The 13,613-nt window shown below is 45.7% G+C and carries 8 protein-coding genes and 1 pseudogene; 4 read left to right on the top strand and 5 right to left on the bottom strand.

All coding sequences use genetic code 11. The annotated features are described in order from the left end of the window. The first annotated feature begins 174 nt into the window (after positions 1–174). The gene (locus QUB39_RS20485; RefSeq protein ID WP_333052898.1) at positions 175–849 is read left to right on the top strand and encodes an acetoacetate decarboxylase family protein; all 675 of its coding nucleotides are present in this window, start codon (positions 175–177) and stop codon (positions 847–849) included. A 364-nt stretch (positions 850–1,213) separates the two neighbouring features. On the opposite strand, the gene QUB39_RS20480 is transcribed toward QUB39_RS20485, so the two are convergent. Beyond that, positions 1,214–1,690: an orange carotenoid protein N-terminal domain-containing protein gene (locus QUB39_RS20480; RefSeq protein ID WP_333052897.1), complete on the bottom strand. Its 477-nt coding sequence runs from the start codon at positions 1,688–1,690 to the stop codon at positions 1,214–1,216. Positions 1,691–1,978: 288 nt separating this feature from the next. Here QUB39_RS20480 and QUB39_RS20475 point away from each other — a divergent pair, with 288 nt between their 5' ends. Then, complete coding sequence (locus QUB39_RS20475; RefSeq protein WP_333052896.1) at positions 1,979–2,572, top strand: Uma2 family endonuclease; 594 nt, start codon at positions 1,979–1,981, stop codon at positions 2,570–2,572. Between the two features lie 210 nt (positions 2,573–2,782). Here QUB39_RS20475 and QUB39_RS20470 read toward each other — a convergent pair whose 3' ends face one another. The 4 genes and pseudogenes from QUB39_RS20470 to QUB39_RS20455 form a co-directional block, all read right to left on the bottom strand. Beyond that, positions 2,783–5,926, bottom strand: a complete 3,144-nt coding sequence (locus QUB39_RS20470) for an MFS transporter (RefSeq protein ID WP_333208637.1) — start codon at positions 5,924–5,926, stop codon at positions 2,783–2,785. Between the two features lie 365 nt (positions 5,927–6,291). Then, positions 6,292–6,621: pseudogene (locus QUB39_RS20465) on the bottom strand (hypothetical protein); the annotation flags it as partial. Between the two features lie 72 nt (positions 6,622–6,693). Next, positions 6,694–7,635: a hypothetical protein gene (locus QUB39_RS20460; RefSeq protein WP_333208636.1), complete on the bottom strand. Its 942-nt coding sequence runs from the start codon at positions 7,633–7,635 to the stop codon at positions 6,694–6,696. A gap of 301 nt (positions 7,636–7,936) precedes the next feature. Continuing rightward, positions 7,937–8,242: a hypothetical protein gene (locus tag QUB39_RS20455; RefSeq protein ID WP_333106907.1), complete on the bottom strand. Its 306-nt coding sequence runs from the start codon at positions 8,240–8,242 to the stop codon at positions 7,937–7,939. 85 nt (positions 8,243–8,327) lie between these two features. Here QUB39_RS20455 and proS point away from each other — a divergent pair, with 85 nt between their 5' ends. Next, the gene (gene proS / locus QUB39_RS20450; RefSeq protein ID WP_333052891.1) at positions 8,328–10,238 is read left to right on the top strand and encodes a proline--tRNA ligase; all 1,911 of its coding nucleotides are present in this window, start codon (positions 8,328–8,330) and stop codon (positions 10,236–10,238) included. A gap of 321 nt (positions 10,239–10,559) precedes the next feature. Beyond that, positions 10,560–13,529 carry an adenylate/guanylate cyclase domain-containing protein gene (locus QUB39_RS20445; RefSeq protein WP_333052890.1) on the top strand — a complete coding sequence of 990 codons (2,970 nt, stop codon included), beginning with the start codon at positions 10,560–10,562 and terminating at the stop codon, positions 13,527–13,529. Positions 13,530–13,613 lie beyond the last annotated feature (84 nt).

The following is a 13,613-nucleotide window of genomic DNA, read 5'->3' as shown; positions in this document are numbered from 1 at the left end:
CACAAAGAGTGAATTTTCTTGTGGAACAGGCCGGAAAGCCTGTTCATAAAAAGCTTATTGAGAATGGTGCAACATCTCAGTTACTAACAACTTGTGAATAAATACCAAAAACTGTGGCTTTTTGAAGCCCCAAGCTAAAATAAGTATAAAATATCAGACATTAAATCACTGAAAATGGTATATCCATCTGCACCTTGGAATCTGCAAGGTTATGCTGTTGGGACTTTACAATTGGTAGATGTGGCACGAGTGCGCCCCTTGGTTCCCTCTGAGTTAGAAATTGTCTCTTTATTGCCCGGAAAAACCCTAGGCGGCATTTATATATCCTCCTATGGGTTGGGTTCGGTGATGGAGTACAATGAGTTAATTGTAGTTAGCGCGATCGCCAATTATGCAGGAAAATGGGGCGCTTGGATTTCCCATATTTACGTAGACAATCCTAACTCGGTAGCCGGCGGGCGGGAAATTTGGGGACTTCCTAAAGAATTAGCTACATTTAGTTGGGAAGGTAGCGATGCGGTAAAAGCAGCACCGCTAGGCTACCGCGTCACAGTTAGCCAAGGAAACCGTCAACTGTGCAGTTTCAATTACAGCCAGCAAAGCTTAGCCTTACGGGTGCCTTTTAGCGGAAATGTTTTCAGCGCTGACAGCAGCAATTTGCTATTATTTAAAGGAGAATTGGGTTCTAGAATCGGCTTGATTAGAGGCGAACTAGAAATACCTGAAGAAAGTCATTTTGCCAATTTAAACTTAGGTCAGCCCTTGCTAACAGTTGCCTGCGAAGATATGCGTTTAATTGCAGGTGCGCCTGAAGTTGTGGGAAACAGAGCCGTTGAATTCACTTATTAGCTGTAAAGTGCGGATCTTCGCCGTAAACCTAAAAAAACACAACAGCCAGAAACCAGGTTTCTTGAAGAAGCCTGGTTTCTGGCGCGGCGTATTAGTTTGAGCTACTTAGGATGGCGAATTAAATAATTTACACTCTTGAAAGTCGGAAGTAGGAGTTGGGCACTCTTAGCCCGCCCTTTCTGGACGGGCGGGACGCCCATCCCACAAGAACCATCAAAATTCTAAGTTATTTAATTCTCATTCCTTACTAATCTTTTTGAGGACTTACGCATCAAACGGCTAAAAACCCGGTTTCTTCCTAGATGCGTCGTTACCAAACCCAATATTCTCCGAGAAAGCGGTTTTTTTTTCGTAAGTCCTATTTTTAAATGCCAGCCCCCGGAGCGGCTTCAGCACCCATTTCTAAAATTGTACCGCGAAGGAAATCAATTTGCTGCTGGAAATCCATGCCCTCTATCTTTCCTAATAAAGCTTTTCCTGCGTCGGGAAGTTGATAGTCTGGAGGCACAGGAATAATAGTTCCTTCGTCCATTCCTACCGCTAGGAAATACCAAAAAGCCAGCTTGGTTTCAGGACTCATCGAGCCGTACATCCGGCTGATTTCGGTATTGGCTTTTGAGGCAATGTCGCGCATTACTTGTAGTTGTTCTTCGTGGGGCAGCGGCTTGACTTGCTCGAACAAACCCTGAGCGATTTCGGAACCGGAAGCACCGGGAGCCGCTGGCGTTATTGACTTGCCCATTTCGGTGTAAACAAACCACAGCAAACCTAATTGGTCGTCTACACTCAACTGCTTAATATCTGCTTTTCCTTGGTCGTAAGCACTGGTAGTAAAGGTCATTCAAGCCTCCAAAATAATATGTATTGCTCAGTTTTCTTATTTTTGAGAAAACTTTTGTTTGCTACTTAAGTTAAAGTACCTAATAAATAGTGATGCTAGAATCTTGCTTAAGACAGAGATGATCCCGGACATAAGTTCGGCGAGTAAATTCACAAAAATTGGGAAAAAGTGCAACCAAAGGATGAGGCAAATTTGACAAGATTGTTGTTAGCGAAGCTCATGATTAGCATTGTTTAGCCGATCGCCGATCGCCTATAATCGCAACATACCTGTATTGAGGTGGCTGTTATGTCGATCGCAACTGCAAAACGTTTCACCATAGCGGAATATCATCGCCTGACAGAACTGGGGTTCTTTGGTGAGGACGATCGAGTTGAGTTAATCAAGGGAGAACTTGTGAAAATGGCAGCTAAAGGTACCGCTCACTCTGTTTGCGAGACACGCTTGGAACGCGAGTTATTTAAGCTGCTGGGAGAAAGGGCGACACTGCGAGGGCAACAACCGATTATTCTGCCGGATGACAGCGAACCTGAACCCGATCGCGCGATCGTGCAAAATCGCCCTGATGACTATTTATCCTGTCACCCCACAACAGCGGATATATTGTTACTGATTGAGATTGCGGATTCTTCTTTGAATTACGACAAACAAGTCAAGTTGCCCCTTTATGCTGAAGCGGCTATCTCTGATTATTGGATATTTAATTTATTAGAAATTTGTTTGGAATGTTACAGCGAACCTTATCAGAATTCGCAAGGCAAATTTGGTTATCGCGTCAAGAGAATTTTTCTGCCTAACGAAACAGTTGCCCTCCCTAATTTTGGGGATTTGTCCCTAGATTTATCTAAAGTATTTCCTCCTAGTTCGATCGGCGATAAATAATATCGTTTTCGGTGGCATCGGAATCATATATTTGGATAATGTCAGTGCGAGCGTCCTCGCTCGCGATCCATACCGCGAGCGAGGACGCTCGCACTGCATAATAATTCCAATGCCACCAAATCAACCGGACATGATATCATTCCAAAGAAAATAGGCTGGCAAACAGCCAGCCTAGAATCAGGAGAACTTTATTTCAAACTCGTTGAAAATCTAGCTAAACAAACCCGAAATCCCGTTGACTGCTATTGCTCCAGCCAAAGCCGAAACAACCACAGAAGTCAGAGCCGTACCGAACAGCCACCAAGCTGCGGCGGCTGCCGCTTCGCGCGCATCTTCTGCTTGCTGCTTGGCCTTGTTCTTGAGCTGTTTGATGCGTTTTTTGGTTTCATTTTGCAGGCGTTCCGATCGCAATAAAACGCTGTCCCTTGCTCCTTCCATTTGGTCAACAATTCGGTGAGCCTGTGCCTCGGAAATATCGGAACGAGAACTCAGCAGGGCAACTAAAGTAGCGCGATCGAACTCACCTAAACGCTCTTTAATCGCGTCAAATCCGGCCTGCGGGTCGTCAAACACTTTGCGTAAGTCCCGCTTGATGCCTTCGTAGTTGAGCTCTGGTCGATCGAGCGAATTGAGGTAATCCCGGATTTTCCCGAAAATACCATCCATTGCTGACTGAAACTTGTCCTGAACCATTTGAACTTGTTCGACAATTTGGTTGCGGACAGATTCAATTTGGTCGGCAATTCTGTTAGCTTCCTCTTGGGAGATGTCTTCCCGCTGCGACAGCAATGCTACCAGAGTCGATCGATCGAAGTGCTTCAGGCGATCGCCCAAACTTTGCATCCCCATTCCCGGCTCGCTAAACAGCAACTGCAAATCGCGTTTGATGCTTTCAGGATTGAGTTCTTCCTTGTCCGTATTCCGCAAGTAATTTTCCAAACTGCCTTGGAAATCCCGGACTGTTTTTTGAGCGCGAGATGCCAAGCGGCGGGGCGATTTCACGATGCTGCGAATTGAATCTTGCACGCGATCGATCGTCCGATTGATCTGTTCTTCGCTCAAATCTTCCCGCTGCGAAAGCAGCTTGACTAAAGTTTCGCGATCGACCTGAGAAAGTCTGTCCCGAAGTGCCAAAGCACCCTCTTTCGGATTTTCAAACAATTTAGTCAAATCCCGATTGAGGCCTTCTGGATCGAGTTCTTCCAGGTTTGTATTCCGCAGGTACTCGCCAATTTTTGCAGTAACTTCCTCGTACTGTTGCTTAGCTCTATCTGCCACTATTTGCGGCGCGTGGATAATGTTGTCGCGCACAGATTCGATCCGGTCGATCGTCTGATTGATCTGTTCTTCGCTGAGGTCTTGGCGCTGTGACAGCAACTGCACCAGCGTATCGCGGTCGAATTGAGACAAGCGTTCTCTCAGCGCTTTGAATCCGGCTTCCGGGTCGTTTAACAGCGTTTGAAACTCGCGCTCGATCGCTTCAGGATTGAGTTCTTCCTTATTAGTATTGCGGAGATAGTCTTCTACCTTTTGCCGCAATTCTTGGGCTTTCGATTTCGCTTGCTCTTGCAATTCTTGAGCTCTTGAAATTACGCGATCGCGCGAACTTTCGAGCTGCCCGATTAACCGATCGGCTTCCTCTGGACTGAAATCTTCCCGCTGACCCAGCAACTGCACCAAAGTATCGCGGTTAAACTGCGACAGGCGATCGCGCAAAGCCTCAAAACCAGCATCGCGATCGTCCAAAAGCGCTTGGAAATCCCGCTCGATACCTTCAGGATTCAATTCTTCCTTGCCGGTCGATCGCAAATAATTCTCAATCCGACTCCGCAAATCTTGAGACTGTTCTTCACCAGCAGCAGCTTGCACAATTTCCAACACTTCTTGTCGGACACCTTCAAGCTGTTCGGCAATTTCCGTCACCTGTTCAGGAGCAAACCCCTCACGGCGGCCCAGAATCCCTACAAAATAATCGGGATTAAACATTTCTAACTGGCGCAAAACTGCCCCCGGAGAAGCTTCCGGGTCGTAAATCACATCCCTAAATTCCTGCTTGATTGTCTCCCGGTTGAGATGCCAAGGCTGGGTATTCAGCAAGTAGTTTTCCACATCAGCCTTAGCTGTATTGAAAGGCAGCGCAGGCACTTTGTCGCCCACCTGAGAAGCCAAAGATTTAGCTTTTTGAGTACCTTTTTCTGTCAGTTGTTGCAACTGACCGGAGATTTTTTCAACATCCAAATCAGACAAATCCGTCCGCGACAAAACAGTGCCCACCAGAGATTCCACACCCAACTGCATCGCTCGCTTCATGCCGCTGCTGGATTCCGATTTGTTTTCCCTACTTTCGAGAATTTGAGACAGCTTGGCGTTGAGTTCGTCAGACTTCAGCAAATCGGGAGCCGCAAACTTGAGAAAATCAACCAACTCTAAATTCGGGTCTTTCTGCTCTTGCTGCTTGCCGAAAGTTTGCTTCCAAACGCCTTCGAGTTGGTCAGCAACTTGAGTTATTTCCTCTTGAGAAAAGTCTGTGCGACTCTTAACTAAATCAACAAAAGTCTGGCGGTTAACATTCTTCAGAACGTCGCTTCCCGCAAGAGATTTGATATCTGCATCGCCCAGCAACTTTTCAAATTGACCGCGAATTTCCTTAACATCTAGTTTCGGTAACTGCAAAGAACCCACATAATCTTGCAGCGTTTCGCGAATGCTATCCGGGTCTACCGCCGAACTCAACTCGCGGCGGACAGCGGCAACAGATGCCTCTACAGTATTGACCATTTGGTCGCTAGCCATCTTGCCGCCGATCGCAGCACCAGCACTACCCATCACGCCTTGAACGCCTGAAAAAGCAGTTTTTATCAAGGAACCCATCATGGAACCGACGGCGCTAGAACCGAGCCACACCAGCGTTAAAAAGTACGCCGACCAAATGACCACACCAATAATTGCCGCTCCGTCTACCGAGGCAATTGAAGTTAGTTTTACTGCCAGAAAACAAGCCAAAAATAAAGCCAGGTTAACTGTGACTAAAATCCAACCCCCGACTAAACCTTCGATTTTCCGAACTTTCTTGCCTAAAGTTTCGGACTCATCATCATCGTCATCGTCGGGTAAAGCCTCGTCCCAATTTGAGATTTTGGCGGCAATCGAGAAATTGGTTAACAGGAATTGGAAGCCGAAAGCCATGATGACTCCGGCGATTAATGCCACGAAAAACTGAGGGCTTAAAAACATCAGCCCTCCGATATCGGGGTGCTCAAATGGCACATCTATTTCTACTGGCATTTCTACTGGCATTTGGGCCATATTGAATTTGGGACTGTACAGCGAAATTAATAACTCGCTTTCAAACATAATTTACCTCCTAAGTTTTTATGCCTAACTCGGCACATCGAAAACGGCCCCCAACTTTTTTTGAGGGATCTTTGTAATCTTTAGATGATGTTTTATTTGGGTTCGGATTTATCTTACTGAAGCCCTTATTAGTGAAATTGGGATGAGCGGTTAATCAGTTATCTAGTGATCTCATCCTTACTGCTTATTATGGCTCTGGAAGCTAAAAAATAAATCCGTCTAAAGTCAGAAATTAGTTTTCAAGGGATTAGTAGCAGCAGAGTTCGCATCAAAGTGGCAAGTTTGATGCGGGGGCTGCCACCCATTATCAATAGTAGTAAAGTAATTTTCGGCGCACCCTACATATCGTAGAGTACGCTACCGAGTTAGGATTCTGTTTGATTGTTAGGGTCAAAACGAGCTAGTAATTCCCGGCGTTCGAGATCCATACTCAGTCGCGCGATTTCAAGAAATTCTAGTTGAATCAAAGGCTCAATTATTTGGGCTAATTCTTCATCAATTTAGCCAAATCTTACTTGTAATATACTCTCAAGAATCTCGCGTTTGCTTTGCTGAATACCTTGCTCGATACCTTGCTGAATACCTTGCTGAATACCTTGCTCGATACCTCGCTGAATACCTTGCTCGATACCTCGTTGAGTTGCTTCTTCAAGTCGTTGTAAATAGAGTGGTGACAGTTCCATCATTAACTCCCTATTTCCTAGATATATAATAAATAGTAAAGTGATATTTAGCGCCCCCTACATATCGTAGAGCGCGCTGCTGAGTTAGGATTCCGGTTGGTTTTTATCTTCAAAATGAGCTAGTAATTGAGAGCGATCGAGCAGCATAATCAGCCGCGTGCGATCGAGGGGATCTAGTTGAATCAAAGGCTCGATTATTTGGGCTAATTCTTCATCAATCTCACTAAATTTTACTTGTAGCAGATTCTCAACCATCAGGCGTTGAGCGCGCTGCATACCTTGCTGAATACCTTGCTGAATACCTTGCTGGATACCGCGCTGAGTTGCATCTTCCAGCCGTTGCAAGTAGAGGGGTGACAGTTCCATAATTAACTCCCGATCTTCTCGATCTATGTCTTGGCGGACTTCTAAAATAGTTCGCAAGTTGTACAACAATTCTAACGCATTCAACCGAAACACATTATCTGAGGGTAATTCTCTCAATTCGGCAACCGCTTGCTTCTGCACGTTTCCCTTCCCCAAAACTCTCAGCCACAGCGTTTCTGGAGTGCGGGGCAGTTGGTGAATGGCAATAATCGCTGCTTTCAGAGATGGGCCCAGAAAATAAACTCCACTTACCCAATTTTCCGGTTCGGGAAGGGCTCGAAATCCAGCTAGCATCGTATCGGAAACAGTCGGCGACAGTATCCAGAGTTGGGGCAAGTCGGCCTCTGCAATCCGGGTATTTTCTCTAACTGCCGCGCGTTCAAATTCGCCGTGGATATCGAAGAGTTTGCCCAGACAACTGCGAATTTCTCCGATTTGGACGGGGCTGCGGAAGGGTTCAAATACAGCGGGTTTTGCTGCAATTTGACCCAAAATGCCGAGGGCTGTTGCTTCGACTTCCGGTTCTGCTTTCGGGGAAAATAAAACGTCAACCTGCCTTACTTCTCCAGCAACATCCCGGCTGGTTTCTACATTACCGAGAGGGGTTAATAGTTCTTTCAGATACTGTTTAGCAAATTGGTCGTGAATAAATCTGGTCATGCGATTTTAGATTTTAGATTTTAGATTTTAGATTGGGAATTAGTTACGGGATATGGGTTTGGCGCTTGCCTAAAGTTGCATTATTTTTTGAATCCGGTCAATCCATTTTAGATTTTAGATTTTAGATTTTAGATTGAAGCATTCATCCCACGGATAAATACGTTCGGCAAGTTTCATCGGATACAGGTTTTTTATTCCTGGACGGATGAATCACGTGGCGGGTATCCTGGATGCTGTCGGTCATTAGAATGTAATTGCGCGTCATTCAACAAACATGATATCGGGTGCGCCGCAGCCTAGGCTACGAATTTTTCCCGCAGCATTTACCCTCACAGTTGCGAATGCTGCGAATACAGCCGTACTCCTCGAAACGTTGACTGTGTTTGCGAACCGTAGGATAGGCAATTAAATATAATGGAATTCCGATTAGTTTGTAAAGCAATCGACCAGCAGCATGAACAATATCCCAAATTTCGCTTAAATTAGGTTCTCGAACAAATTCTCCTATTTCATCTTTTAAGGCAAGCCACTGAGATTGCACAGTAGGAGAGTGACAATTATCAAAGACTGCCATACCTTTTTCGTAGTTTTGCCAAATTTTATTCATATATTTAATCAAATCGGGCTTAGTTCTGATAATATCAGAAGTTGATCTAAAATTACACTCATCCGGTATTTTAAGGAAATCAGCCATGCGACTATCTCAAATGCTTTTTGTTACCCTGCGCGAAGACCCGGCAGAAGCAGAAATTCCCAGCCACAAACTATTACTCCGTGCCGGATACATCCGGCGCATCGGTAGCGGAATTTACGCTTATCTACCTTTAATGTGGCGAGTTCTCAAAAAAGTATCTCAAATTGTGCGCGAAGAAATGGACGCTACCGGCGCTCAAGAATGTCTCCTCCCGCAATTGCAACCGGCCGATTTGTGGCGGGAATCCGGCCGCTGGGATACCTACACTCAAGCTGAAGGTATTATGTTTGCCATGACAGATAGGCAGCAGCGAGAATTGGGACTGGGCCCAACTCACGAAGAAGTAATTACTACAATTGCTAAAGATATGATTCGTTCCTATCGGCAATTGCCTTTACATCTTTATCAAATTCAAACTAAGTTTCGCGATGAAATTCGCCCGCGTTTTGGGTTGATGCGCGGTCGCGAATTCATTATGAAAGATGGCTATTCTTTCCACACTAACGAAGAAAGTTTGAAAAAAACTTATCAGGATATGGCTCAAGCTTATAGCAATATGCTGCGCCGATCGGGCTTGCAATTCCGAGCAGTAGATGCTGATTCGGGAGCAATTGGCGGCTCTGGTTCTCAAGAGTTTATGGTGTTGGCTGAAGCGGGGGAAGATGAAGTTCTTTATACTGAAGATGGTCAGTATGCAGCTAATGTGGAAAAGGCTGTATCGATGCCTGCGGATGTGGAACCGTCGCCCTTTGCAACGTTTGAAAAGCGGGAAACGCCGGGAACTGAAACAATTGATAAACTTTGCAAATTTTTGAAATGTTCTCCGACGCAAGTTGTCAAAAATGTGCTTTACCAAGCTGTTTACGACAATGGCATCACAGTCTTGGTATTGGTAAGCATTCGCGGCGACCAAGATGTGAATCAGGTAAAGTTGCTGAATGAATTGACGAAGTTAGCGGGCAATTATCAAGCTAAAACTGTTTTATTTTTGACTGTTCCCGATGCGGAAGCTCAGCGGAAATGGGCGGCTAAATCTTTACCTCTGGGTTATATGGCTCCGGATCTTGCTGATGATTATATCGCCTCCAACCCCCCCCAACCCCCCCTTACCAAGGGGGGGCAAGAAGACTCAAATCCCCCCCTTACCAAGGGGGGGCAAGAAGACTCAAATCCCCCCCTTACCAAGGGGGGGCAAGGGGGGGTATCTCCCAAGTTTTTGCGTTTGGTCGATCGCACAGCAGTTGATCTGACAAACTTTGTCACTGGTTCAAACGAATCAGGATACCACGTTGTCGGGGCTAATTGGAACAAAGAATTTCCCCTGCCAGCAACGGTTGTAGGCGTCAGAACAGCTAAAAAGGGCGATCGGGCAGTGCACAACCCCGAACAAACCTTGGAAAGTGCCAGAGGCATCGAAGTCGGCCACATCTTCCAATTAGGAACCAAATACTCCCAAGCAATGGGCGCCACCTACACCAGCGAACAAGGCGAAGAAATGCCCTTTGTTATGGGCTGCTACGGCGTCGGCGTGTCGCGCCTAGCTCAATCGGCCGTAGAACAATCCTACGACAAAGACGGGATAATTTGGCCAGTGGCGATCGCGCCGTATCACGCCATCATTAGCATCCCCAATATTTCCGACGCCCAACAAGTAGAAGTCGCCGAAAAACTCTACGCACAACTCAACCAATCTGGCATTGAAACCTTGCTAGATGACCGTGACGAACGAGCCGGAGTTAAATTCAAAGATGCTGATTTAATCGGCATTCCCTATCGCATTGTTCCGGGCCGTTCGCTGAAAGCAGGAAAAGTTGAAGTTGTGGAAAGAGCCACTCACCAATCACATGAAATTCTCATTGATGAAGTAAATTCTACTTTAAAACAGTGGATTGAAGCCGCCATCAACTAAGCCTTTATAATTGGTAAGGTGCGCGCACCGCGCACCTACATTTAGGCTCGCAATGTGCCCGGTGTACACCCTACATTAGCTCCCCTCTTTCTCTTCCTTATTCCCTCTTCCTGACATCCGTTACATCCGTTATATCAAATCCGTTGGCATCAGAATTATTCATCTCTCTCTTCCCTTTCTCTGTATCCTCTGTGTCCTCTGCGGTTTCCTCATTCCGATACAACCGGAATTGATATTACATCCGTTACATCCCGTACATTGCTCGTTGCCGAACTTCCCTCTTCCTTGAGATGTGAAATCCCCTAAAACTTAAAACTCGGTATGAATCTGAACCTAAATCAGTTTCTGCGATTCCCTCAATCCCGAATTGGGCGGTACTTAGCCCAAGTAACTGTCGTTGCTGTCGCTTACGCCGTGGGGGCGAGGCTAGCAATTTCAATTCAAGGTGTTAGTCCCTTTGCTGCCTCGGTGTGGCCACCCGCAGGAATTGCACAAGCTGGACTTTTGTTGTTTGGGAGTAAAGTCTGGCCAGCCATAGTTTTGGGTACATTCCTGCTAAATTTTGTTAACCCAAATGAACAGATATTTGCGGTTTGGCTGGGAGGAAACGCCGGGGCAATTCTGCAAGCTGTTTTTGCAGTAACTGCCCTGCGCTGGATGGGGTTTCGTCCATCTCTCGATCGCTTGAAAGATGTAGTTAATTTAATCTTGTTTGGCGGTCTAATTTCTACTCAAATCAGTTGTACGATTGGCGCGTTTTCCCTATATTTAGCGGGGAAAGTAGATAGGACAGAATATTGGTCGCTTCGGTGGGATTGGTGGTTGGGAGACACAATGGGAGTTTTAATTTTAACTCCCTTAATCCTAATATTTTTTCGCCCTAAAGTAACCGCCGAGCGTTTAAAAAGACAAACAGGCAGCCAGCAAAAATATTTAATTTGGCGGGCAGTATGGTTATTATTATTAATTGGGGTGAGCTGGCTGGTCTTTGTGTCGAAAACTGAAGCTTCTATTTCTAGTTATCCCCTGGAATATTTGCCGTTTCCTTTCATAATTTGGTCGGCGCTCCAATTCGGTCAACGAGCCGCTGTCCTAGCATCGTTCATTGTCTCAAGCATCGCAATTATGGGCAGTTCTCAGGGAGGGGGGCCGTTCATAGCCAAAGCCGAAAATATCACTCAGGCTATCTTATTTTTGCAAGCTTTTATGGCTGTAGTTACAATTACATCGCTGTTATTGGCAGCGACGGTAGCTGAACGCGCCGAGGCAGAAAATTCGCTGCGAGAAAGCGAAATTAAATATCGAGAATTGGTGGAAAATGCAAGCAGCATTATTCTGAAATTGGATGCTGACGGCAATATTACTTTTTTTAACGAATTTGCTGAAATATTCTTTGGCTACACTCAGGAAGAAGTCATTGGTAAAAATGCAATGGGAACAATTCTTCCGCAGACAGACATCGAAGGGAATAACTTACAGTTGGTTTATAATGAAATTTTACAAAATCCCGATCGCTTTACCAGCTATGAAAATGAAAACCTCCGACGCCGTGGCGATCGCGTTTGGGTATCTTGGGCAAATAAACCGCTGGTTAATTCAGCGGGAGAAATCCTGGGCATCCTCTGCATCGGCACAGATATCACCGCTCGCCGAAAAGCTGAAATAGCGCTGCTTCATCTGAATGAAAAGCTGGAAATCCGAGTTGAAGAGCGGACAAATGCCCTGAAACAAAGCGAACTTCAGCTACAGAAACAGAAATCGGCCTTAATTGATTTAGCCAAAAATAAAGCGCTGAATCAAGGCGACTTAACAAAGGCGCTTCAAGAAATAACTGAAACTGCTAGCCGTACTCTGGAAGTTGCCCGATCGAGCGTATGGCTGTACGATCGCACTAAATCCAAGATCGAGTGCCTGGATTTGTTCGATCGCGCTGTCAACCAGCACTCAGACGGTTTGCAATTAGCAGAAGCAGACTATCCTGTCTATTTCCAAGCACTGCGAGAAGAACGCGCAATTGCTGCCTTTGACGCGCAAAACGATTTTAGAACTAGAGAATTTGCGGAATCTTACCTACTTCCGTTCGGCATCACTTCCATGCTAGATACGCCGATTCAAATAGGCGGAGAAACAGCCGGAGTTCTCTGTTTAGAACACGTAGGAATGCCCCGCCGTTGGACTATTGAAGAACAAAGTTTCGCTGTTTCTCTAGCAGACTCTGTAACTTTCGCAATGGAAGCGCGAGAACGCCAGCGCGCTGAAGAAGCGCTGCGACAAGCTGAGGCAAAATACCGCAGCATTTTTGAAAATGCGATCGTCGGCATCTTTCAAACTACTCCCGATGGGGAATATCTCAGCGTCAACCCTGCTTTAATTCGTATTTACGGTTATAGTTCCTTTGAAGAGTTGAAGGGAACTTTAACTAATATTAACCGCCAGCTATATGTATGCCCAGAACGCCGCGCCGAAGTCATTAATTTAATGCGAAAAAACGGCAAAGTATCAGATTTTGAGTCTCAAGTTTACCGCCAAGATGGCAGTATAATTTGGATTGCGGAGAATGCTTATACTGTCTGCGACAGACATGGAAATTTGCTTTATTACGAAGGTACTGTTCAAGATATCACAACTCGCAAACAAGCTGAGGCAGCTTTGCGCTTAGAACAAGAAAAATCTGACCGTCTCCTGCTCAATGTTTTACCGCAAGCGATCGCCGATAGATTAAAACAAGACCAAAGCATCATCGCCGATACTTTTTCCGAAGTAACAGTATTGTTTGCAGATATAGTCGGTTTTACCCAAATTAGTTCCCAAATTTCTCCCCCGGAATTAGTTTCCTTGCTTAACGATATTTTTTCCACCTTCGATCGCCTAGCAGAAAGGCACGGTTTGGAAAAAATTAAGACGATTGGCGACGCTTACATGGTAGTAGGAGGGCTGCCCATGCCCCGCAGCGATCATGCAGAGGCGATCGCCCAAATGGCCCTCGATATGCAGCAGGCAATTACTGACTTCAGCAATCTCCACAATCAAGATTTTAGCATCAGAATCGGCATTAACACCGGCCCGGTTGTCGCGGGAGTTATTGGAATTAAAAAATTTATTTACGATTTATGGGGAGACACCGTTAACACCGCTTCCCGCATGGAATCCCACGGCTTGCCGGGGTGCATTCAAGTCACCTCTGCAATTTATGATATATTGCAGGACAAGTATGTATTTGAAAGTCGCGGCGCGATCGAAGTTAAAGGCAAAGGCCAGATGACTACTTATTTACTCAAATGCAGACAGTGACTTTAGTAAAGGTTTTTCTCTAAAAGTAAGGGCGATCGCACTCTCAAATGTGCGATCGCCCTTACTTTTACGCTAGCCAAGTTT

Source organism: Microcoleus sp. AT8-B5 (assembly GCF_036705565.1).
Taxonomy (GTDB): domain Bacteria; phylum Cyanobacteriota; class Cyanobacteriia; order Cyanobacteriales; family Microcoleaceae; genus Microcoleus.
This window is presented reverse-complemented; position numbering and strand designations above follow the sequence as displayed.

What these genes read in the sequence shown, in the direction of transcription:
- QUB39_RS20485 (WP_333052898.1), top strand. Translation starts at nt 175, where the DNA reads ATGGTATATCCATCTGCACCTTGGAATCTGCAAGGTTATGCTGTTGGG.
- QUB39_RS20460 (WP_333208636.1), bottom strand. Translation starts at nt 7,635, where the DNA reads ATGACCAGATTTATTCACGACCAATTTGCTAAACAGTATCTGAAAGAA.
- QUB39_RS20445 (WP_333052890.1), top strand. Translation starts at nt 10,560, where the DNA reads ATGAATCTGAACCTAAATCAGTTTCTGCGATTCCCTCAATCCCGAATT.
- QUB39_RS20470 (WP_333208637.1), bottom strand. Translation starts at nt 5,926, where the DNA reads ATGTTTGAAAGCGAGTTATTAATTTCGCTGTACAGTCCCAAATTCAAT.
- proS (WP_333052891.1), top strand. Translation starts at nt 8,328, where the DNA reads ATGCGACTATCTCAAATGCTTTTTGTTACCCTGCGCGAAGACCCGGCA.
- QUB39_RS20455 (WP_333106907.1), bottom strand. Translation starts at nt 8,242, where the DNA reads ATGAATAAAATTTGGCAAAACTACGAAAAAGGTATGGCAGTCTTTGAT.
- QUB39_RS20480 (WP_333052897.1), bottom strand. Translation starts at nt 1,690, where the DNA reads ATGACCTTTACTACCAGTGCTTACGACCAAGGAAAAGCAGATATTAAG.
- QUB39_RS20475 (WP_333052896.1), top strand. Translation starts at nt 1,979, where the DNA reads ATGTCGATCGCAACTGCAAAACGTTTCACCATAGCGGAATATCATCGC.